Below are 22754 nucleotides of genomic sequence, written 5' to 3' on the forward strand. Positions count from 1 at the left end.
ATAGAGGTGTATCAATGAAACTAGTCGTTCAAAAATTCGGTGGAACTTCTGTACGTTCAAAGGATACTAGAAGTAGCGCTATCTCTCATATTAAGAAAGCGATGGATGATGGATATAAGGTGGTTATTGTCGTTTCAGCCATAGGCAGACAGGGGGATCCATATGCCACGGATACCCTTTTGTCCCTGGTTAATGACACCCATTCGTATATTTCAGATCGTGAAAAAGATTTGCTGGTCTCTTGTGGGGAAACTATTTCATCCATTGTGTTTTCCAATGAACTTAATGAGCAAAATGTCAAAGCTGCAGCATTGACAGGTGCACAAGCTGGATTTTTAACTAACAGTGAATTTACAAACGCCAAAATTGAAAGAGTAAATACAGATCGGATTTTAAAAGAATTAGAGGTTTATGATGCGGTTGTCGTTGCAGGCTTTCAGGGGAAAGATGAAAATGGAGAAACAACCACAATAGGCAGAGGAGGATCAGATACTACAGCAGCAGCATTAGGAGCTGCGCTTAAGTCAGAATATGTAGATATCTTTACAGATGTTGAAGGCATTATGACAGCTGATCCGCGAATCGTAGAAAAGGCACGACCGTTATCTGTAGTTACGTATAATGAAATCAACAACCTGGCTCATCAAGGTGCAAAGGTGATTCATCCAAGGGCAGTAGAACTGGCCATGCAGGCAGAAATCCCTTTGCGAATACGCTCCACTTATTCAGATGATGAGGGAACGCTCGTAACCTCCTCAAGAACAGAAGCCAATGGTCAGGATATTCCTGATCGGCTTATCACCGGTATTGCTCATTTATCCAACATTACACAGATTAATGTAAAGTCGGAAACCAATACGGATAAACTTCATGAAGATGTTTTTACAACAATGGCTGAAGCGAACATTTCTGTAGACTTTATTAATATTTCACCAGATGGGGTAACCTATACTGTACCAGGTGCATCAGCAGATCAGGCTGTAAAACTGCTTCAAAAATTGGGTTATCAGCCGGAAACCGTTCCAAATTGTGCAAAAGTGTCTACAGTTGGAGCAGGTATGACCGGTGTCCCTGGTGTCACTTCAAAAATTGTCAGTTCCTTAGCTGCTGAAGGAATTCAGATCTTGCAATCCGCTGACAGTCACACAACGATTTGGGTACTGATTCATGAGGATGACTTAAAAAAGGCAGTCACTGCATTACATGACACATTTGAACTAGGGTGAGATCAGGAGAGAAGGGAGTCTTTTTCGTGAGTTTCGGCAGGATTTTAACGGCTATGGTTACTCCTTTTGATGATAATAGCAAAGTAGATCTGTTTAAAACGACAGAATTAGTTGAGTATTTAATTGAGAATGGTTCTGATGGTTTAGTTGTGGCTGGAACAACTGGTGAGTCACCCACCTTGTCAGTGGATGAAAAAGTTCAGTTATTTAATCATGTAGTGAAGGTTGTCGATGGCAGAGCAACTGTCATTGCCGGAACAGGGAGCAATGACACTCAGGCTTCCATTGAGCTGACAAAAAGAACAGAACAAACAGGTGTAGACGGGATTATGCTAGTAGGCCCTTATTATAATAAACCAAGTCAGCAAGGTCTATATGAGCACTTTAAGTCAATTGCTGAATCCACATCCTTACCCGTTATTCTGTACGATGTACCAGGAAGAACGGTTGTACGCCTGGAAGCCGACACAGTGGTCCGTCTCTCTAAAATCGATAACATTGTCGCCATTAAGGATGCAAGTGGTGACTTAAATAAAATGGCTGAGGTCATTGAACAGACAGATGATGAGTTCGTATTGTATACAGGTGAAGATCCTTTAACTCTCCCTACCAGAGCGATTGGCGGGGAAGGAGTTATTTCTGTATCCGCTCATATCATTGGAAATGAGATGCAGGAAATGCTTCAACATTATGATCAGGGAAATGTGCAGCAGGCAGCCTACCTTCACCGTCATCTGCTGCCGGTCATGAAAGGAGTCTTTTTAGCTCCTTCACCAGCACCTGTAAAAGCTGCATTACACTGGAAGGGGATTGATGCAGGTGGAGTACGCTTGCCAATTATCCCCCTAAATGATGATGAGAATAAACAATTAGTCAGTATTTTAGAAGGAATTCATGAAAGCCGGCAATAATTTATGCCGGCTTTTTTGCATGTCTATACGTCCTATCGGTCATAATAAGATGTAAACATAGAAAAGGGGCGTAGATAGAGTGAGTAACGAACAAAATCCACAAAAAGATGGAAATCAGGATGGACAGCAACAAGGGAATGACCAGAATAGCAGTAGTCTGGTACAGAAATTACAGCAATTAGGTCAAACCAACGTTGCCCAAACCCCTGATTCCAACGTTCATATACTGCCCATTATTGGCCAGATTGAGGGTCATGTGCAATTACCGCCAAAGAATAAAACAACAAAATATGAGCATATGATACCGCAAATTATAGCTGTTGAACAAAATCCTAAAATTGAAGGGTTAATTGTTCTTTTGAATACTGTAGGTGGGGATGTAGAAGCAGGTCTGGCCATATCCGAAATGATTGCCTCGATTTCAAAGCCCACAGTCTCCATTGTTTTAGGCGGTGGACACTCTATTGGTGTTCCTATTGCTGTGTCAACGGATTACTCGTTTATAGCCGAAACGGCAACGATGACCATTCACCCGATTCGTCTGAATGGTCTTGTGATAGGTGTGCCGCAGACTTTTGAGTACTTAGATAAGATGCAGGATCGAGTGATTAACTTTGTCACTCGTCACTCTAATGTTGAAGAGGAAAAATTTAAGGAGTTAATGTTTGAAAAAGGGAACTTAACGAGAGATATTGGCACTAACGTTGTAGGAACAGATGCAGTAAATTTTGGACTTATTGACGAAATAGGCGGTGTAAAGGAAGCTATGGAAAAGCTGAATCAAATGATTGATGACAACAAAGATAACGGTAATGAGAGTCAGGTGATACAATGATTCTTTACACACCTTTAAGCGAACATGATATTTTTCCACCAGATGAGGAGGAATACAGCCAGTGTAAATGGGTCACCGTTGAAAATCGCGTATTAAAGGTACAGGATATGAAGGATGGATCTTACGAAATTCTGCAGACCATGTCAACAGACCCAAATGATTATTTAAACCAGCAGTATACACCAGGTAATCGGATCCGATTATAAGTTCCCTTCATGATTACAAGCGTGTCTACACTGTGATATAATAAGAATGGAAAAAGCAGCCACGAGGTATGGCTGCTTATCTTTTACATAATAGAAAAGCGGAGGCGACCGTTTAGGCCCGACGGCATAAGCAGGATATCCGGAGTGGCCGTATTTTGGCCATGGAGGAGATTCTGCTTATGACCGCTTGGGCCTGGGAGCCGCAGCTGGACAGAGAAAAGCGGAGGCGACTGTTCAGGTCATGCGGGATAAGACGAAGACATGGAGTGGCATGGGTTTGGCCACGGAATGGCTTTGGCTTATATCCGCCTTGACCTAGGAAGCCGCAGCTGGACAGAGAAAAGCGGAGGCGACCGTATATTGAGGTGAACATCTATGGCAAAGAAAAAGAGGAAAAGAAGTAAAAAAACAATAAAAAAAGGTCTGAAGTTTGAATTACTAGGCCTATTATTCATAGCCCTTGCGATTTTTTCAAGTGGAATAAGTGCTATTGGTGCAGGTTATATTCCAAGAGGTCTGGAGCACTTATTACGGTTGTTTTTCGGGATATGGTTTGTTATTCCTTCTATATTTCTATTTGGGTTAGGGATATCGCTAATGGTTAAGAGAACCTGGCCTAAATTCTTTCAGCCCAAACTTACAGGTTTTTATATTATTATTTCATCACTTTTATTGTTTACCCATATCCAAACCTTTGAATCTATTATGACTTCAGCTGCTGACCCATCGATTCTAAAGACAACCTGGAGTCATTTTACGGGTTTTCTCAGTGGTGAACTCGAAGCTTCCTATTTAGGGGGAGGATTAATTGGTGCCAGTCTTTATGCGTTCAGCTTTTACTTATTTTCACCGGATGGAGCACGAATTTTGTCTGTTTTCGGTTTTATTATAGGTATTCTCTTTTTGACACAAATTTCATTAGGAGATCTTTTAAAGAAAAGCTATGAAAAAAGTAAAGACAAATGGTTGGAACAAAAAAACAATCTCCAGCAAAAATGGCTCGAACATAAAGCAGATAAACTGGAAAAGAAGGCAGCTTCGACAGATATAGATGCTTCTCCGGAAATTGATATGGGACAAGCTGCGCCTGAAATTGCAGATAAGGGTGAAGAGCCGATTATTGAAGATTTTACAGACGCTGTATATCATACCCATGACTTTCATGAACCTGGTTCTGATGGAGAAGAGGAGACTGGTCAATCAAGCCAAAATCAAACTCAAGAAGTTCAGGAGGATTCCGGGTCACAGGAGGATCAGACAGAACTGGACGAGTCGTTGCCATTGGCAGAGAAGGAAAACATAGAATATATCTTGCCATCGCCGGAACTGCTTGTTGAACCGGTTCAGAACTCTCAGCAACAAGAAAAGTCCCATATTCAGGCTACGGTTCGAAAGCTGGAAAAAACTTTTGAAAGCTTTGGTGTTAAAGCAAGAGTCTCCAAAGTTCATGTAGGGCCTTCGGTTACAAAGTATGAGGTATATCCCAGTGCTGGTGTAAAAGTAAGTAAAATCGTCAATCTTCACGATGATCTGGCTTTGGCATTAGCTGCCAAGGATTTACGAATTGAAGCGCCAATACCGGGGAAATCTGCCATTGGTATTGAAGTTCCCAATCAGGAAATTGCAACAGTCTCTTTAAAAGAAGTTATGGATGCATATCCGAAAGGCAATTCCTCCAAGCTGCTATTTGGGCTGGGAAGAGATATCTCCGGCGAAGTTATAACAGCTGAACTGAATAAAATGCCGCATATGTTAATTGCTGGTGCAACAGGAAGCGGAAAAAGTGTCTGTGTAAATGGAATTATTACCAGTATCCTAATGAGAGCCAAGCCTCACGAGGTTAAAATGATGATGATTGACCCGAAAAAAGTAGAGCTGAATGTCTATAATGGAATTCCTCATTTACTTACACCTGTTGTTACCGATCCTAAAAAAGCTTCGAGAGCATTAAAAAAGGTTGTAGCAGAAATGGAGCGGCGTTATGACTTATTCTCGGAAACAGGTACACGGAATATAGAAGGATACAATGAATATGTGAAACGAATGAACAGCATTAGCCCAGAGGAAGAAGAACAGCCATTATTACCTTATATTGTTGTTCTGATTGATGAGTTAGCGGACCTGATGATGGTGGCTTCCAATGAAGTGGAAGATGCGATTACACGACTGGCTCAAATGGCACGGGCTGCCGGTATTCATCTGATCATTGCAACTCAGAGGCCTTCTGTTGATGTTATTACAGGAGTCATTAAGGCGAATATCCCATCAAGAATCGCCTTTAGTGTATCTTCACAGACTGACTCGAGAACGATTTTGGACTCTGGTGGAGCTGAAAAGTTATTAGGTCGAGGAGATATGCTCTTTATCCCGGTAGGAGCTTCCAAACCTACACGTATTCAGGGTGCTTTTCTATCAGATGAAGAGGTTGAACGTATTGTCGATCACTGTGTCGAACAGCAGAAGGCTCAGTATCAGGAGGATATGATCCCTGAGGAAGAGTCTGAAGTTGTACAGGAAGTGGATGATGAATTATATGATGATGCTGTACAGCTCGTCCTGGAGATGCAAAGTGCAAGTGTATCCATGCTCCAGAGAAGATTCCGAATTGGGTACACGCGTGCGGCTCGTTTAATTGACGCAATGGAAGATCGGGGAATCGTTGGTCCTTATGAAGGAAGCAAGCCACGAAAAGTTTTAACGAATCATGTTGAAGAAGAACAAACCTCATGAAGCAGCCTTTCCTTTAAGGCTGCTTTTCGTCCAATTAATAGTAAAACAGGAGCTTGGTCCATACAGTTCGGAACCTTATTCTGATTGAAGTTTTGCTTTATTTGCATGTCGAATAATGATATAGTAATTTAAGGTTCATCGTTGTTCCAAAGAAAGTGATTTGAGGTGAATGTAATGTCCATTCGTGATGATTCACGTCATTTATATTTACAGGTCATAGACCAAATTAAACATGACATAGAAAAAAACAAATATCGGGAAGGCGAAAAATTACCTTCTGAATTTCAATTGTCCAGGGATTTAGGAGTTTCCCGGGCCACATTGCGGGAAGCGCTCCGTATTCTGGAGGAAGACAATATTGTCATTCGAAAGCATGGTGTGGGTACATATGTGAAGGAAAAGTCCGTTTTTGCTTCTGGGATTGAGCAATTGCATAGTGTAACGGATATGATCGCTCAAACCGGAATGACCCCTGGCTCCCGCTACCTTGCAACTGAAATCATTCAATCATCATCGGAAGACAGGGTTCAGTTTAATGACAATTCGTTATCTGAAATCGTCGAAATTGAGCGAATTCGTACAGCAGATGATACTCCTGTGATTTACTGTATTGATCACATTCTTCCAGATTCCATTGACCTTGAAAATGTGCACAAAAATACCTCCTTGCTGAAGGTTATAGAGGATTACACGGGTTATCGAATAACGTATGCTGTAACGAAAATCGAACCGGTAAGTTTTCATGAAAAAGCTTCATTATTACTTGATTGTCAACCTGATCAATCTCTTCTTTTATTAAAACAAATGCATTATAACGAAAAGGATGAGCCTGTGTTATATTCGAAAAATTATTTCAGAGCGGACAAATTCAGCTTTTACGTTATAAGGAAGAGAATTTGAGTACGTGTTTAACTTAAGGGGATGGTTAAGGAATAAGTTCATACGAAATCCAGGACTCTTTATTTCTAATAATAAAGGGTTTTTTTTACGCTTTAATTTATGCTTATAGAAGGATACTTTTTCTAATTCATGATAAGCTATATGGAGAGATTGTATGTTTAAGGAGGTAAAAAGGAATGGCTGAATTGACTGAACATCAGTTTGATATGGAAGGATATCAGCTGCATGTAATTCCTACAAAAAAGTTTAAAACCAATGTGCTGGTTATCCGATTCCTTGCTCCTTTGCAAAGGGATATAGCCACCAGACGTGCCTTACTTTCTTTTGTAATGCAGAAAGGAACAAAGGATTATCCGAGTGAGAGAAAATTACGAACCAGACTCGATGAGTTATACGGAGCAGATTTGAATATCGATGTTTCAAAGAAAGGTGAAAATCACTTAATTACGATTCGTATGTCATTTGTGAATGAGAAATTTTTACCTGATGAAAATTCACTGATGGATGAGGTTATGGAACTTGTTCAGCAAATTCTTCTTAAACCTCTTCTCGAGGAAAATGTTTTTAAGTCAGAAATCGTAGAAAAAGAAAAGGAAACCCTCAGACAGAAAATTGAATCCATTAAAGATCAGAAGATGAGTTATGCCAATATGCGTTTAATTGATGAAATGTGCCAAAATGAGCCTTATGCCACTCATGTACACGGATATTTGGAAGATTTGGAATCCATTGATGGCCAAACTTTGTACAACACATTCCAATCGATGCTAAAAGAGGATCGTATGGATGTTTATCTTTTAGGAGATGTGGATGTTGAGGAGACTAAGCAAACCATTGGTCAATCGCTCAGCTTTGACCGTTATCCTGTTCATTCCTCTTCACTGGTACAGTCACCATCAGAATCAAAACAGGGGCAGGAGGTAACGGAAAAACAAAAAATACAACAGGGTAAGCTGCACTTAGGTTTTAGAACGCAAACCACATTTAAGGACTCCGACTATTTTACGATGCAGGTGTTTAATGGCTTATTTGGCGGATTTCCTCATTCAAAATTATTTGCCAATGTTCGGGAAAAGCATCAGCTGGCCTACTATGCTGCTTCCAGATTTGAAAGTCACAAAGGATTATTACTTGTTTTCAGCGGTATTGCTCCTGAAGCATATGATAAAGCGAAAGAGATTATCATCAAGCAGTTTGAAGAAATGCAGAAAGGAAACTTCACGGATACTGAGGTTGAGGAAACAAAAAGGCTTACGATTCATCAGTTAAAAGAAACTTTTGATCATCCAGTCGGAATTATTGAGATAATGTATCATCAGGTTCTGGCCAATCAAAAGAGAACCCCCGGTGAAATGTTTGAGGGAGTCGAACAAGTAACGAAACAGGATTTAATATCTTTTGCTGATAAGGTTAAGTTGGATACGATTTACTTTTTAACGAGTGAAGGTGATAACGCATGAAATCAAAAACATTAAATCAGATTCAGGAAACCTTATATTTTGATACGTTGGAAAATGGATTAGATGTATATCTATTACCCAGAGATGAAATGGAGAAGACGTTTGGCATATTTTCAACAAAATACGGCTCCGTTGATCGTACATTTACTCCTCTTAATAAAGATGAATATGTAACGGTTCCAGATGGGATTGCCCATTTTCTTGAGCATAAAATGTTTGAAAAAGAGGATGGGGATGTTTTTCAGCAATTTACAAAGCAGGGAGCATCGGCAAACGCCTTCACATCATTTACTAGAACAGCTTACTTATTTACGTCCACGGAAAATGTTACAGAAAATGTTGAAACACTTTTAGACTTTGTTCAGGAGCCTTATTTTACGGAAGAAACCGTTGAAAAAGAGAAAGGAATCATTGCCCAGGAGATCAAGATGTATGATGATCAGCCGGATTGGCGGTTGTTTTTTGGAACGATCGGCTCTATGTATGAAAATCATCCGGTCAAAATCGATATTGCCGGTACAGTCGATTCTATACAGGAAATTACGAAGGATGACTTATATACATGCTATGAGACGTTTTATCATCCCTCTAACATGATTTTATTTGTGACCGGAAAGTTCGAGCCAGAGGATATGATGGGAAAAATTAAAGAAAATCAGGAAAGAAAATCCTTTCACCCTGCTGACGAAATTAAACGTTCCTTCCCGGAAGAGACTGTTCAGGTGGCAAAAAAGGAAGAAGAAATTTACATGCCCGTTTCAGTTTCTAAATGTCTTGTCGGGATTAAGGAAGACCCGTCTCAGCTGACGAAGGATAAATTACCGAAATTAAAACTGGTCACTCAAATGGTTTATGACTTTCTGTTTTCGAAAAGTGGTCCTTATTATGAAGAATTATATAATGAAAACCTTATTGAAGATGGATTTGATTACGAAGTTCATATTGAAGAAAATTTTGCATTTTCCTTTGTCGGTGGGAATACACAGAAGCCCAAAGAATTATCTGCTAAATTAAAGGAAATGCTCTTGAAAATCAAGAATGAACAATGGTCAGATGAAGTTTTCACCCGGATGAAGCGTAAGCAAACCGGTGATCTTCTGAAAACCTTAAATTCTCTGGAGGGAACGGCGAATCAATTTATTGATTATCATCAGCTGGGTCTGAATTATTTTGATTTATACGAAACGTTAAACGAAATGACGAAGGAAGAGTTTGAGCAAATTGTGCAGGATTGGATCAGCGAGGAACGTATTAGTACGTGTTATATCCTTCCCGAGTAAGACAGAAAGGAATAGTTAAAGATGAAAACATGTTTGGTCACAGGGGCGAGTGGAGATATAGGAGGAAACATTGCTAAGGATCTGGTGCAGGATGGCTGGCAGGTCATTCTGCATTGTAATCAGAATCTTGAACGTTTACAGGAGCAGACGAAGCACTTTCCAAGCGAGTCCATCCTATCCTGTATTCAGGCAGATCTTTCAACCTCGGAAGGAATTCAAACACTAATGGATCAGCTTTATTTTAAAGTGGATGCACTGGTTTATGCGAGTGGAAAAGCATTATTCAGCCTGTTTCAGGATGTAACCGATGAGGATATGGAGGAAATGATACTCCTCCATATGCAGGCGCCTATGAAAATTGCCCGTTATCTTCTTCCCGATATGATTAAGCAAAAGAGTGGGCATATTGTGCTCATTAGTTCGATTTGGGGAGAAATTGGTGCCAGTAATGAAGTCTTATATTCAACAGTTAAAGGAGCTCAAAACAGCTTTGTAAAGGCGTTATCAAAAGAAGTTGCCGCTAGTGGTATCCGGGTAAATGCAGTAAGTCCAGGTGTAATTGATACGAAAATGAATGAACATTTATCAGCGGAGGAACGGGATGCATTATTTGAGACGATTCCTCAAAAGAAATTTGGGAGCACACAGGATGTTTCCAATGTGGTGCAGTTTCTTTTTAGTGAACGCGCACAGTATATAGATGGGCAAATCATTAACGTTAATGGTGGGTTTTCCTCCTGAAATGGTATTTCTTTTGTGAATAATCACCTGCTTCCGGTTCAAACTAAAGATGAAAGGTCCAATTTGAAGGAGGAAAGAATATGTCCATCTTAGATAATTTTGAATCATGGAAGGATTTCCTGGGTGACAAAATGCATAACGCAGAAGGTCAAGGGCTGTCCCAGCAGGAAATTAGCGACCTTGCTTATGAGGTTGGAGATTATTTAGCCACTCAGGTAGATGCAAAAAATGACCAGGAAGCAGTTCTCAGAGATTTATGGAATGTAGCTTCAAATGATGAGAAACATGCAATTGCTAATATGATGGTTAAGATGGTACAAAATAACGGGATACAATAAAAACAAGAGGGTGCTTCCCTCTTGTTTTTATTGTGCCAGAAACTTTTGAATGCATAAGCCGTAATACCCCCAACTTTGGGGCGTTAGTAAAACGAACTGTAAAAATGAGAGCCTCGTATATGGCCTTATAAGTTTATCTGCCTATGAATGGGAGGGAGGATCTTCTCCCTCATTTTAAAGTCCTATCTTTTCTCTTTTTAAATGAATTACAGGATTATGCTTTTATGTCCTTTTCTAATATTGAAAAATCATTTATCATAGTAATTAATAAACGTTTTATGTTACGTAATGAAGGGGTTTATCTATGGGAGAGAGACAGGAATGGTACCTGGAGTATGAAATTCAAACCAACAGGCCTGGACTGTTAGGCGATATTTCTTCTTTGTTAGGGATGCTGTCGATTAATATCGTCACGATTAATGGAGTGGAAAATTCCCGCAGAGGGATGTTGCTCTTAAGTAAACACGAAGAACAGATACAACGATTGAAATCGATATTAGATACAATGGATACGATACGCGTCACCAAGCTGAGACTGCCTAAATTACGAGATCGACTTGCGGTTAGGCATGGAAGATACATACATAGTGATGTGGATGATAAAAAGACCTTCCGCTTTGTCCGTGATGAATTGGGACTTCTTGTGGATTTTATGGCTGAATTATATAAAAAGGAAGGACACAAACTAATTGGGTTAAGAGGTATGCCCAGGGTTGGGAAAACGGAATCAGTCGTGGCAGCCAGTGTATGTGCAAATAAGAAATGGTTATTTGTATCCAGTACGTTATTAAAGCAAACGGTCAGAAGTAAGCTGATCAGAGACGAATATGATGAGAATAATCTTTTCATTATAGATGGGATTGTATCCACCAGACGAGCAAGTGAAAGACATTGGCAACTAATTCGTGAAATTATGCATATGCCAGCTACAAAAGTTGTCGAACATCCGGATATTCTTGTGCAGCACACAGAATATACCTTAGATGATTTTGATTATATTATAGAATTACGAACAGACGAAGAGGAAGAAATCACGTATGAAAATCTTGAACGTCCAGCATTTTCTCAAGATGATGGTTTCTCAATGTTTGACTTTTAAGGATGGATGGTGTTAAAGAATGGAATTAGGACAAAGATTAAAAGAAGCAAGAGAAGAAAAAGGCCTTTCTCTATCTGATATTCAGGAAATGACGAAGATTCAAAGGCGCTATTTAAATGCCATAGAGGAAGGTCAATTCAACATCCTGCCAGGCAGTTTTTATACAAGAGCATTTATTCGTGAATATGCGAACACCGTTGGATTAAATGCAGATCAGCTCTTTGAAGAGTATGAAAATGAACTTCCATCCCCTGAACAGGAAGAATATGAACGTATCAGTCGTGTTCAGAAGCATAGTAAACAGCCATCTTCTGAGAAACATTCCGCACTGTTTTCTGTTATCCCGAAAATATTAACCGTTCTCTTAATTGTCGCTATTATTGTTTTTGCCTATTTCTTTTATCAGCAAACGATTGATCCCGAAGAATCTCCGGAACAGGACAATCCGGATGAGGTGGAAATTACGCGTGGGGACCAATCTCAGCAGGAAAATAAGAATGATGACAATGGCTCGGACCAGAAAGAGACAGAAAAAAAGGAAAATGGTGATCAAAATAGCGAAGAAAATGAAAATAGCGGGTCAAGCGAGTCAAATAGTGACACGGGCGATGCAGAAAAACCTCAAACAGAAGTAAATTTAACAAACCAATCCAAAAGCGGAGGTCTCTCAGCAGAATATGAAGTAAAACTCCCTGATGATAAGTTTAATGTAACCTTAACAACGTCTAAAAAAAGCTGGCTGACGATAAGAGATGCGAATGAACAAGTTATTTTTGATAAAATGTTAACATCAGATAACTCCCCTAAGGAATTTGATTTTTCGGACCAAAAGTCAGTAACGATGAGAATCGGACAAGCAGCAGCGGTTGATATAAAGGTAAATGACACAAACCTTAAATATGCCTTTGACCCTAAAAAACCAAAAAATTATGTTCAAGATATTACTTTAAAAGTGGTACAATAAAAAATATAAATGAATAAAGTGGAGTCATCGAATACCGATGACTCTTTATTTCGTTAGCAGGAGGCGTTAAAATTGAATATTCCCAATCGAATTACTTTATCTCGTATAATGTTAATCCCATTTTTTATTCTGTTACTAGCTATCTCTTTTGAATGGGGAGAAATAACCGTTGGTGAGCGTATTTTACCTGTGTCTCATTTAGCAGCAGCAATTCTTTTTATTGTTGCTTCTACAACGGACTGGATTGATGGGTATTATGCCAGAAAACATAATCTGGTAACCAACTTAGGGAAATTTTTGGATCCATTAGCTGATAAATTGCTCGTTTCAGCGGCATTTATTCTTTTGGTTGAACAGGGGTTAGCACCGGCCTGGATTGTTATTATTATAATTAGCAGAGAATTTGCAATTACAGGTTTAAGGTTAGTCGCTGCCGGTGAAGGGATTGTTCTGGCAGCCAGTCAGATGGGAAAATTAAAAACATGGATTCAAATTATTGCTGTATCTGCATTATTACTGCATAATTTTCCTTTTTCTTATCTGGGGCTTCCCTTTGACATCATTGCCTTATATGCCGCTATGATTATTACCGTTGTTTCAGGTGTTGAATACTTTATCAAAAATTGGCATGTGATGAGGGATTCCAAATGAAGAAGGACATAAATGCCGAAATTATATCCGTCGGGTCTGAGCTCCTGTTAGGGCAGATTGCCGACACGAATGCGCAGTGGATTTCCCAGAATCTTGCACATATGGGCATCAACGTTTATTTTCACCATACCGTGGGTGACAATTATGACCGTCTTAAAAGCGTTATGGAGCTGGCAGACAGGCGTTCCGATCTGGTTATTGTTACAGGAGGACTGGGACCTACGGAAGATGATTTAACCAGAGAGGTTGGGGCAGATATCCTAAGTCAGCAGCTTGAGATTCATCCCCAGGTGCTGACAAAGGTTGAATCCTTCTTTGAACGCCGTGGGATATCTATGACTGAAAATAATCGCAAACAGGCTCTTGTCTTTAAAGATGGAAAGGTTTTTCCAAATGAAGAAGGGATGGCCCCAGGGATGTTTGTGGATCATATGCAAAAAGGCTGGATTTTCCTTCCTGGTGTCCCACGGGAAATGAAATCCATTTTTTCAAAAAGTATCATCCCATTTCTTAAGGAAAGGTATCCATTTAAAAATCAAATTGTGTCACGAGTGCTGAAATTTATTGGAATCGGAGAATCTATTCTTGAAGAACGGGTTTCAGATTTGATAAGAACCCAAACCAATCCTACCATCGCCCCACTGGCTGGAGAAGGTGAGGTTACCTTACGTTTAACAGCAAAAGCTGAAACTGCTGAAGAAGCGTTATCCTCTATTTCCAATGTCCAGGAGCAATTAATGCAGCGGATTGGTGATTATTATTATGGCCGGAATGATGAAACGCTTGAGCAAAAGGTGCTGGAAATGCTTAAGTCACATTCGTACACACTTGCTTCTGCGGAAAGCCTGACAGGGGGAAGGTTCATTGACCAGTTAATATCTATACAGGGCGCTTCGGATGTTATTGCCGGGTCGATTGTGGGCTATCAGACTAAAATTAAAGAAAATGTGTTACATATTCCTGACTCCCTGATTAAAAAGCACGGCACAGTCAGTGAGCAATGTGCACGTGAGATGGCGGAACAGGTTCAGCGGAAAATGCAGTCAGCGGTCGGTATCAGTTTCACTGGTAATGCAGGACCGGATGCCAGTGAGGGAAAACCGGTCGGACTTGTATATATAGGTCTGAAAATAGGTGATCAGGATTCAGTTGTAAAAGCTTATCAATTAAACGGAAGCAGAGAAAAAATCCGCCAGCATACAGTGAAAAAGGGATTGGAATGGTTATTCTATTCATTAAAAGAAATGCCTGAAAAATAATTTGAAATTCATTTATTAGTGCGTCTATTTTAGCCGAATTTAAAAAATGGACAGGGAAAACCTCACTTTTTGGCCATTATTTTTCATGAAATTAACAGAACATTTATTCGCATTTCTGTTGGCAAATCCCTTAAAAAAGGTTATGATAGACATAACGATGATAGATTGTTAAAGGAGGAAAAACTGTGAGCGAACGTAAGCAGGCGCTTGATATGGCGTTAAAACAAATAGAAAAGCAATTTGGCAAAGGCTCCATTATGAAACTTGGGGAACAGGAAGGACAAAAAGTTTCAACGGTTTCAAGTGGATCAATTACACTTGATGTTGCATTAGGTGTTGGCGGGTACCCACGAGGACGTGTGGTGGAAATTTATGGTCCTGAATCCTCTGGTAAAACAACGGTAGCTTTACATGCGATTGCAGAGGCACAGCGTAATGGAGGTCAGGCTGCGTTTATTGATGCAGAGCATGCACTGGATCCTGTCTATGCAAGAAAATTAGGGGTAAACATTGAAGAATTACTATTATCACAGCCTGATACTGGTGAGCAGGCATTGGAAATCGCGGAAGCCCTTGTACGTAGTGGAGCTATTGACATGATTGTTGTTGACTCTGTTGCAGCCCTTGTACCTAAAGCAGAAATCGAAGGGGAAATGGGTGACTCCCACGTTGGTTTACAGGCACGTTTAATGTCTCAGGCACTGCGTAAATTATCTGGTGCCATCAATAAATCGAAAACAACGGCTATTTTTATTAATCAGATTCGTGAAAAAGTCGGTGTTATGTTTGGTAATCCGGAAACCACTCCAGGTGGACGTGCATTGAAATTCTATTCCTCTGTTCGTCTGGAAGTCCGCAGAGCCGAAACCTTAAAACAAGGAAATGAGATGGTTGGTAACAAAACCAAGATTAAGGTTGTTAAAAACAAGGTTGCCCCACCATTTAAAACAGCTGAGGTTGATATTATGTATGGAGAAGGTATCTCTAAGGAAGGCGAGATTCTTGATATTGGAGCCGATTTAGATATCATCCAGAAGAGTGGAGCCTGGTATTCTTATAATAATGAAAAAATGGGTCAGGGAAGAGAAAATGCGAAGAAATTCCTGAGTGAGAATGAAGATATAGCCGAAGAAGTAAAAAGTGCAATCAGAAAGCATCATAATCTTGATGAAGATGATGGAGACGAAGGTAAGGAAGTAAATAATGATGAGGCCCAGGAAATGTTAGATGTTTAATAGGGATGAATTCAAAAGGCTGTCCGTTATAGGGACAGCCTTTTGAATTTTGTATATTGGACAGGCAAACCTTGACAATAAAATTTGGCAAGCTTAAAATTAATATGTATAATTTTATTTTTATATTTCAACAAATTTTTGAAGTGCTGACTTAAATTTGAATCTTTGTACATGCCGACTTGAAATAGTACGAGCATTACAGCAAGAGGAGGTGAACGAAATGGAACCAGTTGTCACCATAATCATCTCCGCTTTGCTAGCCTTAATTGTCGGTATTGTTGTTGGCTATTTAATTCGCAAGTCTATTTCAGAGGCGAAAATTTCGAGTGCTGAGGACTTGGCAAAACAAATTGTCGAAGAAGGTCGGAGGAATGCTGAATCCGCAAAACGTGAGGCGCTTTTAGAAGCGAAGGATGAAAATCACCGATTGCGTCAGGAAACAGAAAACGAACTTCGTGAACGGCAAATGGAAGTAAAAACCCAGGAAAATCGTTTATTGCAACGAGAAGAAAACCTGGATCGAAAATCTGAATCTCTGGATAAGCGCGAGCTCATGTTAGAACGTAAAGAAGAATCACTTGCTGAAAAACAACAACAAATTGAAGAAATGGAAAGCAAAGTGGAAGAGTTGATGAATGAACAGCAAGCTGAGCTTGAACGCGTTTCTGGATACACAACTGATCAGGCTAAACAGGTTATTTTAGAACGTGTGGAGAAGGAAATTAAACACGAAACGGCTATTATGATAAAGGATGCTGAAAATCGTGCAAAAGAAGAGGCGGATAAGAAAGCCAAGAAGGTATTATCCCTAGCTATGCAACGATGTGCAGCAGATCATGTCGCCGAAACAACGGTTTCAGTCGTGAATTTGCCAAACGATGAAATGAAAGGCCGTATCATCGGAAGAGAAGGTCGTAATATTCGGGCATTGGAAACCCTGACAGGTATTGATTTGATTATTGATGATACACCTGAAGCTGTTATACTGTCAGGATTTGATCCAATAAGAAGAGAAACAGCACGCCTGGCACTTGAAAAATTAGTGCAGGATGGACGTATTCATCCGGCTCGAATTGAAGAAATGGTCGAAAAATCTCGTCGTGAAATTGACGAATATATTCGTGAGGTTGGTGAAGAGACTACATTTGAAATTGGTGTACATGGGCTACATCCAGACTTAGTCAAAATCTTAGGTCGACTAAAATATCGTACAAGCTATGGTCAAAATGTGTTGAAACATTCAATGGAAGTCGCGTATTTAGCTGGCTTGTTAGCAGCAGAATTAGGAGAAGACGAACGATTGGCACGGCGTGCAGGCTTATTGCATGATGTTGGTAAAGCAATAGACCATGAGGTGGAAGGCAGCCACGTAGAAATTGGAAAAGAGCTTGCTCAAAAATATAAAGAGCATGAAGTGGTCATTAATTCCATTGCCTCTCACCACGGTGATGAAGAACCTACATCGATTATATCCATACTTGTAGCCGCTGCTGACGCACTTTCTGCTGCACGTCCAGGTGCACGTAGTGAGACGTTGGAAAATTACATTAAACGTCTGGAGAAATTAGAGGAAATTTCTGATTCGTATGAAGGAGTCGAGAAATCCTACGCTATTCAGGCTGGACGGGAAATTCGAATTATGGTTCGTCCTGATTCAATTGGAGATGACGAATCCTTAATTCTGGCAAGAGATATCAAGAAGAAAATTGAAGATGAATTAGATTATCCTGGTCATATTAAAGTTACCGTGATCCGGGAGACAAGGGCAGTAGAATATGCCAAATAAGCGATCCTTTTCAGGGTCGCTTTTGTTTTGGTTTTGACAAAATATACCTGATATGTAAAACTGAACTTGTATTTAAAGGACATAAAATTATAGTTATAGAAAGAGGACGAACACATGAAGATATTATTCATCGGAGACGTGGTGGGGTCACCAGGAAGAGAGATGTTAAAGGAAAATCTTCCTCATCTTAAGAAGCAATATCATCCTGATGTCACCATTGTAAACGGAGAAAATGCAGCTCATGGAAAAGGGATCACCGAAAAAATTTATCGCCAGATGAAAGAATGGGGAGCAAATGTCATTACACTTGGCAACCATGCCTGGGATAAAAAGGACATCTTTGAGTTTATTGATGATGTGAATGACATGGTCCGACCAGCTAATTTTCCTCCTGATACACCAGGTAAAGGGATGACCTTTTACAAGGCTGGCAATAAAGAAATAGCTGTCATTAATGCGCAAGGCAGAACCTTCCTTCCTCCTATCGAGGATCCTTTCCGTGTTGTAGATGAACTGGTAAAAGAAGCGAAGAAAAGAACTCCCTATATTTTCGTAGATTTTCATGCAGAAGCTACCAGCGAGAAACAGGCAATCGGATGGTTTTTAGATGGAAGAGTGGGGGGCGTTGCCGGTACACATACCCATGTGCAGACAGCGGACAACAGGATTTTACCTAAAGGCACTGCTTATATTACTGATGCCGGTATGACGGGCCCCTATAATGGAATTTTAGGTATGGATAAAGATAGCGTTCTAAGAAGGTTTCACACTGCACTGCCTGTCCGCTTTGAAGTGGCTGAAGACGGACCGACTCAATTAAGTGGTGTATTTATTGAGATGAATAAGGATAATGGAATGGCAAGACGAATCGAACGTATTCTTATAAACAATGATCATCCGTTTTTTCACTAATTAGACTGTGTAAACGTTATATAAGAGGAGGAACTCCGGCCTCCTCCTTTTATAAAGGAATGGCAGCGCTAACAAAAACAGGCCTCAAAATTTGAATTTTTCAGAAAAATCCTTCATAATAAAAAGGAATATCTAAAAAAATAGTGAATATAGTAATTATGGAAGAATTATAGTAAATAAAGGAGGAACTAGTAATGGAAATATTAAAAGTTTCAGCAAAATCAAATCCTAACTCTGTAGCAGGTGCTCTTGCAAACGTTTTACGCGAACGTGGATCCGCGGAAATTCAGGCAATCGGTGCAGGTGCGTTAAACCAGGCAGTTAAAGCGGTAGCCATTGCAAGAGGTTTTGTTGCTCCTAGTGGTGTTGACTTGATTTGTATTCCAGCTTTCACAGACATTATGATTGATAATGAAGAGCGTACAGCTATCAAGTTGATTGTTGAACCTAGATAAACGTAGTTAACCTGTTTGCGAAGCGGGCAAACAGGTTTTTATTTTACGATAGAATTCATCATAGGAGGACTCAGCGTGATTATCGACGGACATTGTGACGTATTATATCAACTATGGAGAAATCCTGATTGGTCTTTTGACAATCAGCAGGAATTACGGGTGAATTATAATAGATGGATGAATAATGATGTGAAGGTTCAATGTTTTGCTATTTTTGTACCACCACATATACCTGAGGATTTACAGTTTCATAGTGCATTAGAAATGGCTAATATTTTCTATGAACGAATTCTGAAACCCTACCCCAAAATTAAAATGGTTACCTCCCGGGACGATATTCTTCAGTTAAAAGAAGATGAAAAAGGGGCCATGCTTACGTTGGAGGGGATGCATCCCGTAGGTAATGATATTACCAAACTAAAGACATTACTTCATCTGGGTGTAAAAGCAGCAGGCCTTACATGGAACAATGCAAATGCTGTATCTGATGGAATCGGGGAAGTAAGAGGCGCTGGTTTATCTGAATTCGGGAAACAGGTTGTGGAAGTACTGAATACATATGAAGTATTAACGGATGTTTCTCATCTATCTTATCGAGGCTTTTGGGATGTTATGGACACAGCAGAATATCCGATAGCCAGCCACTCAAATAGCTTCAGTGTCTGTAAGCATCGAAGGAATCTGGATAATAAACAAATTAAAGCATTAATTTCCAGAGATGCTTTTATGGGGGTAACCTTTGTCCCGGAGTTTTTAGCAGATACTGATCAGACTAGTACAAAAGATATTCTTAACCATATTGAAAAGATCATGACTCTTGGCGGTGAAGATATCGTAGGATTAGGATCGGATTTTGATGGAACAGATGGAATTGTGAAAGGGATAGAGGATTATTCAAAGTATAATTCTTTTATTCAGGAATTAGAAGGTCGATTTTCCAGCGATTTTGTCCGGAAGATTACCCATGAAAATTTTCTTAAAGCATTACCGCGTTAGATAGTAATAAGCCTAATCGCTTATTCTATTATATTTATTATAAGATGAGGCATTCCCGGGTAATTTGGGATGCTTCCATCTGAACTTTATTAAGGGGGTGTCTAATTCAATGATAAGTCAGCTTTCATGGAAAGTAGGAGGACAGCAGGGAGAGGGAATTGAAAGTACCGGTGAAATTTTTGCTGCGGCGATGAATCACTTAGGCTACTATCTTTATGGTTACAGACATTTTTCATCACGTATTAAAGGAGGTCATACGAATAATAAAATAAGAGTTTCAACAACACCTGTTCGTTCTTTGCAGGATGGATTAGATATTTTAGTAGCATTTGATCAGGAAACAATTGATGTGAATGTCCACGAACTTCAGGATGAAGGAATTGTGATTGCTGATGCGAAATTCAAGCCAACCATACCTGAGGGCTCTAATGTAATTCTTTATGCCGTTCCGTTTACTGAAATAGCGAGAGAATTAGGAAGTTCATTAATGAAAAATATGGTGGCTATTGGTGCATCCAGTGCCATTCTTGATTTGGACACGAATGAATACTATGATATTGTCTATCAGACCTTTGGCAGAAAAGGAACTAAAGTAGTAGAGAATAATATGAAAGCAATAGGAAAGGGCGCTGCATTTGTTCAATCCCAATCACAGGGGAAGCCCTCGAACCTGAAGCTGATGCCTGCGGACGGTCAAAAACGAATGTATATGATTGGAAATGACGCCATTTCAATCGGATTATTAGCAGGGGGCTGTCGCTTTATGGCTGCTTACCCTATTACGCCGGCTTCTGAAATTATGGAATTTATGATTAAGCATTTGCCTGACTATGGTGGAACCGTCATTCAGACAGAGGATGAAATGGCTGCAGCCACAATGGCAATTGGCGCTAATTATGCAGGCGTACGCGCGATAACCGCTTCCGCTGGACCAGGCCTGTCTTTAATGATGGAGTCGATTGGATTAGCCGGAATGACCGAAACACCACTCGTTGTCGTAGATACTCAACGCGGCGGGCCGAGTACAGGACTTCCCACAAAACAGGAACAGTCCGATTTAATGGCTATGATTTATGGAACGCATGGGGAAATACCAAAAATTGTTATGGCGCCAAGTACAGTGGAAGAAGGGTTCTATGACGCAGTAGAAGCGCTGAATCTGGCAGAGGAATATCAATGTCCGGTTATTTTATTATCTGATTTACAATTATCCTTAGGCAAACAGACCGTTGATTATCTCGACTATGATCAGGTGGAAATTAGAAGAGGAAACCTTGATATTGATCCTGATTTACCTGAATTAGAGAAAGGTCATTACTTTAAACGATACAAAGTTACAGAAAATGGAATATCCCCGCGAATATTACCTGGAACCAAAAACGGTATCTTCCATGTTACCGGAGTTGAGCATGATGAAACAGGTAAACCTTCAGAAAAAGCTCCGAACCGAAGAGAACAAATGGAAAAGAGACTTCGCAAATTAAAAGACCTGCCGAAAAAATTTCCTGCACCTGTCACAAAAACAACAATAAATGATGAAAATCCCGATCTATTATTTGTTGGATATATTTCCACAAGAGGAGCCATTGAAGAAGCGATGGCACGATTACGCCAGGATGGATTTAAAGTGAACCATGCCCACATTCGATTGCTGCATCCTTTTCCATCTGAAGAAATAACCCCTTTATTAGAAAACGCTAAACAGGTAATCGTTGTGGAACATAATGCTACTGGTCAATTAGCCAATATTTTAAAAATGAATACCGGTTATGGGGATAAAATCACAAGTGTATTGAAATTTGATGGCACCCCATTCCTGCCAGGTGAAATTTATCATGAATGCATGCAGGAGGTGGTTGTTTATGGCAACCGTTAAGGATTTCCGAAACAATGTGAAGCCGAACTGGTGTCCTGGATGTGGTGATTTTTCTGTGCAGGCATCTATTCAACGGGCATGTGCCAACATAGGCTTAGAACCAGATGATCTGGCACTTGTTTCCGGAATTGGCTGTTCAGGAAGAATATCAGGCTATGTAAACGCCTATGGTTTTCACGGCACACATGGACGTGTGCTGCCGATTGCGCAAGGGGTGAAAATGGCGAATCGGGATTTAACCGTTATCGCGGCCGGTGGTGATGGAGACGGGTTAGCGATTGGAATGGGGCATACCATTCATGCAATTAGGAGAAATATTGATATCACTTATATCATCATGGACAACCAAATTTATGGTTTAACCAAAGGGCAGACATCCCCCAGAAGTGAGGCCGGGTTTGTAACGAAAAGTACACCTGAGGGCTCCATTGAACCTTCCGTCAATTTAATGGAAATGGCCCTATCCTCTGGTGCAACATTCGTAGCTCAAAGCTTCTCAAGTGATATTAAGGATTTAATGTCTATCATTGAACAAGGTATACAGCATAAAGGATTCTCCCTGATTAATGTGTTCAGCCCCTGTGTAACCTACAATAAAGTAAACACTTATGAATGGTTTAAGGAAAATCTGGTGAAGCTTTCGTCTATTGAGGATTATGATTCCGGTGACAGAGGGATGGCCATGAAAACATTAATGGAGCACGACAGTCTGGTAACAGGATTAATCTATCAGGATTCGGTCAGAAAATCCTATCAGGAAATGGTGAAAGGGTATAAGGAAGAACCTTTAAAAGACGAAGAGTTAGGCATGGATCGTGAAAAATTTGATGAGCTGGTTCAGCAATTTATTTAACGCAACTTGGGCAATGAATGGATATTTCCTGGGAAAGCGCA

21 protein-coding genes are annotated in these 22754 nt (G+C 40.0%); all 21 read left to right on the forward strand.

The features are described 5' to 3' along the window. Positions 1–14: 14 nt before the first annotated feature. The 21 genes from dapG to ACZ5OK_RS08765 all read left to right on the forward strand — a co-directional run bounded on the left by dapG (position 15) and on the right by ACZ5OK_RS08765 (position 22713). Positions 15–1226, forward strand: a complete 1212-nt coding sequence (gene dapG, locus ACZ5OK_RS08665; RefSeq protein ID WP_343841252.1) for an aspartate kinase — start codon at positions 15–17, stop codon at positions 1224–1226. Positions 1227–1252: 26 nt separating this feature from the next. Beyond that, entirely contained in the window at positions 1253–2137 is an 885-nt protein-coding gene (dapA, locus tag ACZ5OK_RS08670) for a 4-hydroxy-tetrahydrodipicolinate synthase (protein ID WP_343841256.1), read from the forward strand. Between the two features lie 79 nt (positions 2138–2216). Then, positions 2217–2972: a ClpP family protease gene (locus ACZ5OK_RS08675; protein WP_343841258.1), complete on the forward strand. Its 756-nt coding sequence runs from the start codon at positions 2217–2219 to the stop codon at positions 2970–2972. After that, positions 2969–3178 (forward strand): YlzJ-like family protein, encoded by a 210-nt coding sequence (locus ACZ5OK_RS08680; protein WP_343841261.1) that lies wholly within the window; start codon positions 2969–2971, stop codon positions 3176–3178. The genes ACZ5OK_RS08675 and ACZ5OK_RS08680 overlap by 4 nt, the downstream gene beginning before the upstream one ends. A gap of 375 nt (positions 3179–3553) precedes the next feature. After that, positions 3554–5908 carry a DNA translocase FtsK gene (locus ACZ5OK_RS08685; protein WP_343841264.1) on the forward strand — a complete coding sequence of 785 codons (2355 nt, stop codon included), beginning with the start codon at positions 3554–3556 and terminating at the stop codon, positions 5906–5908. A 174-nt stretch (positions 5909–6082) separates the two neighbouring features. Then, positions 6083–6808: a GntR family transcriptional regulator gene (locus ACZ5OK_RS08690; protein WP_343841266.1), complete on the forward strand. Its 726-nt coding sequence runs from the start codon at positions 6083–6085 to the stop codon at positions 6806–6808. Between the two features lie 176 nt (positions 6809–6984). Next, positions 6985–8268: an EF-P 5-aminopentanol modification-associated protein YfmF gene (yfmF, locus tag ACZ5OK_RS08695; protein ID WP_343841267.1), complete on the forward strand. Its 1284-nt coding sequence runs from the start codon at positions 6985–6987 to the stop codon at positions 8266–8268. Continuing rightward, positions 8265–9548 (forward strand): EF-P 5-aminopentanol modification-associated protein YfmH, encoded by a 1284-nt coding sequence (gene yfmH, locus ACZ5OK_RS08700; protein WP_343841270.1) that lies wholly within the window; start codon positions 8265–8267, stop codon positions 9546–9548. The genes yfmF and yfmH overlap by 4 nt, the downstream gene beginning before the upstream one ends. A 21-nt stretch (positions 9549–9569) precedes the next feature. Beyond that, positions 9570–10289: an elongation factor P 5-aminopentanone reductase gene (ymfI, locus tag ACZ5OK_RS08705; protein WP_343841272.1), complete on the forward strand. Its 720-nt coding sequence runs from the start codon at positions 9570–9572 to the stop codon at positions 10287–10289. Between the two features lie 80 nt (positions 10290–10369). After that, complete coding sequence (locus ACZ5OK_RS08710) at positions 10370–10627, forward strand: DUF3243 domain-containing protein (protein WP_044157489.1); 258 nt, start codon at positions 10370–10372, stop codon at positions 10625–10627. A 304-nt stretch (positions 10628–10931) separates the two neighbouring features. Next, a complete protein-coding gene (locus ACZ5OK_RS08715; protein WP_343841274.1) occupies positions 10932–11726 on the forward strand; it encodes a DUF3388 domain-containing protein in 795 nt (264 codons plus the stop codon). 19 nt (positions 11727–11745) lie between these two features. After that, a complete protein-coding gene (locus ACZ5OK_RS08720) occupies positions 11746–12690 on the forward strand; it encodes a helix-turn-helix domain-containing protein (RefSeq protein WP_343841276.1) in 945 nt (314 codons plus the stop codon). A gap of 72 nt (positions 12691–12762) precedes the next feature. Next, a complete protein-coding gene (pgsA, locus tag ACZ5OK_RS08725; RefSeq protein WP_343841279.1) occupies positions 12763–13341 on the forward strand; it encodes a CDP-diacylglycerol--glycerol-3-phosphate 3-phosphatidyltransferase in 579 nt (192 codons plus the stop codon). Continuing rightward, positions 13338–14600, forward strand: coding sequence for a competence/damage-inducible protein A (locus ACZ5OK_RS08730; RefSeq protein WP_343841280.1), 1263 nt, complete (start codon positions 13338–13340; stop codon positions 14598–14600). Before pgsA ends, ACZ5OK_RS08730 begins: the two co-directional genes overlap by 4 nt. A gap of 185 nt (positions 14601–14785) precedes the next feature. Continuing rightward, entirely contained in the window at positions 14786–15835 is a 1050-nt protein-coding gene (gene recA, locus ACZ5OK_RS08735) for a recombinase RecA (RefSeq protein ID WP_343841283.1), read from the forward strand. A gap of 220 nt (positions 15836–16055) precedes the next feature. After that, complete coding sequence (rny, locus tag ACZ5OK_RS08740; RefSeq protein ID WP_343841286.1) at positions 16056–17621, forward strand: ribonuclease Y; 1566 nt, start codon at positions 16056–16058, stop codon at positions 17619–17621. Positions 17622–17735: 114 nt separating this feature from the next. Next, on the forward strand, positions 17736–18533 hold the full coding sequence (locus ACZ5OK_RS08745) for a TIGR00282 family metallophosphoesterase (RefSeq protein ID WP_343841289.1): 798 nt from the start codon (positions 17736–17738) through the stop codon (positions 18531–18533). A 194-nt stretch (positions 18534–18727) separates the two neighbouring features. Beyond that, positions 18728–18988, forward strand: coding sequence for a stage V sporulation protein SpoVS (gene spoVS / locus ACZ5OK_RS08750; protein ID WP_044157499.1), 261 nt, complete (start codon positions 18728–18730; stop codon positions 18986–18988). A gap of 75 nt (positions 18989–19063) precedes the next feature. Next, positions 19064–19984 carry a dipeptidase gene (locus ACZ5OK_RS08755; protein ID WP_343841300.1) on the forward strand — a complete coding sequence of 307 codons (921 nt, stop codon included), beginning with the start codon at positions 19064–19066 and terminating at the stop codon, positions 19982–19984. A gap of 109 nt (positions 19985–20093) precedes the next feature. Further along, a complete protein-coding gene (locus ACZ5OK_RS08760; protein WP_343841302.1) occupies positions 20094–21860 on the forward strand; it encodes a 2-oxoacid:acceptor oxidoreductase subunit alpha in 1767 nt (588 codons plus the stop codon). After that, on the forward strand, positions 21847–22713 hold the full coding sequence (locus ACZ5OK_RS08765) for a 2-oxoacid:ferredoxin oxidoreductase subunit beta (RefSeq protein WP_343841304.1): 867 nt from the start codon (positions 21847–21849) through the stop codon (positions 22711–22713). The genes ACZ5OK_RS08760 and ACZ5OK_RS08765 overlap by 14 nt, the downstream gene beginning before the upstream one ends. Positions 22714–22754 lie beyond the last annotated feature (41 nt).

Source organism: Salinibacillus aidingensis (genome assembly GCF_055393355.1).

Bases quoted from the DNA above. Each gene is read 5' to 3' on its own strand.
- ACZ5OK_RS08760 (WP_343841302.1), top strand. From the start codon at position 20,094: ATGATAAGTCAGCTTTCATGGAAAGTAGGAGGACAGCAGGGAGAGGGA.
- ACZ5OK_RS08765 (WP_343841304.1), top strand. From the start codon at position 21,847: ATGGCAACCGTTAAGGATTTCCGAAACAATGTGAAGCCGAACTGGTGT.
- yfmH (WP_343841270.1), top strand. From the start codon at position 8,265: ATGAAATCAAAAACATTAAATCAGATTCAGGAAACCTTATATTTTGAT.
- ACZ5OK_RS08680 (WP_343841261.1), top strand. From the start codon at position 2,969: ATGATTCTTTACACACCTTTAAGCGAACATGATATTTTTCCACCAGAT.
- ymfI (WP_343841272.1), top strand. From the start codon at position 9,570: ATGAAAACATGTTTGGTCACAGGGGCGAGTGGAGATATAGGAGGAAAC.
- ACZ5OK_RS08710 (WP_044157489.1), top strand. From the start codon at position 10,370: ATGTCCATCTTAGATAATTTTGAATCATGGAAGGATTTCCTGGGTGAC.
- ACZ5OK_RS08720 (WP_343841276.1), top strand. From the start codon at position 11,746: ATGGAATTAGGACAAAGATTAAAAGAAGCAAGAGAAGAAAAAGGCCTT.
- ACZ5OK_RS08730 (WP_343841280.1), top strand. From the start codon at position 13,338: ATGAAGAAGGACATAAATGCCGAAATTATATCCGTCGGGTCTGAGCTC.
- rny (WP_343841286.1), top strand. From the start codon at position 16,056: ATGGAACCAGTTGTCACCATAATCATCTCCGCTTTGCTAGCCTTAATT.
- ACZ5OK_RS08685 (WP_343841264.1), top strand. From the start codon at position 3,554: ATGGCAAAGAAAAAGAGGAAAAGAAGTAAAAAAACAATAAAAAAAGGT.
- dapG (WP_343841252.1), top strand. From the start codon at position 15: ATGAAACTAGTCGTTCAAAAATTCGGTGGAACTTCTGTACGTTCAAAG.
- yfmF (WP_343841267.1), top strand. From the start codon at position 6,985: ATGGCTGAATTGACTGAACATCAGTTTGATATGGAAGGATATCAGCTG.
- ACZ5OK_RS08690 (WP_343841266.1), top strand. From the start codon at position 6,083: ATGTCCATTCGTGATGATTCACGTCATTTATATTTACAGGTCATAGAC.
- ACZ5OK_RS08715 (WP_343841274.1), top strand. From the start codon at position 10,932: ATGGGAGAGAGACAGGAATGGTACCTGGAGTATGAAATTCAAACCAAC.
- ACZ5OK_RS08745 (WP_343841289.1), top strand. From the start codon at position 17,736: ATGAAGATATTATTCATCGGAGACGTGGTGGGGTCACCAGGAAGAGAG.
- spoVS (WP_044157499.1), top strand. From the start codon at position 18,728: ATGGAAATATTAAAAGTTTCAGCAAAATCAAATCCTAACTCTGTAGCA.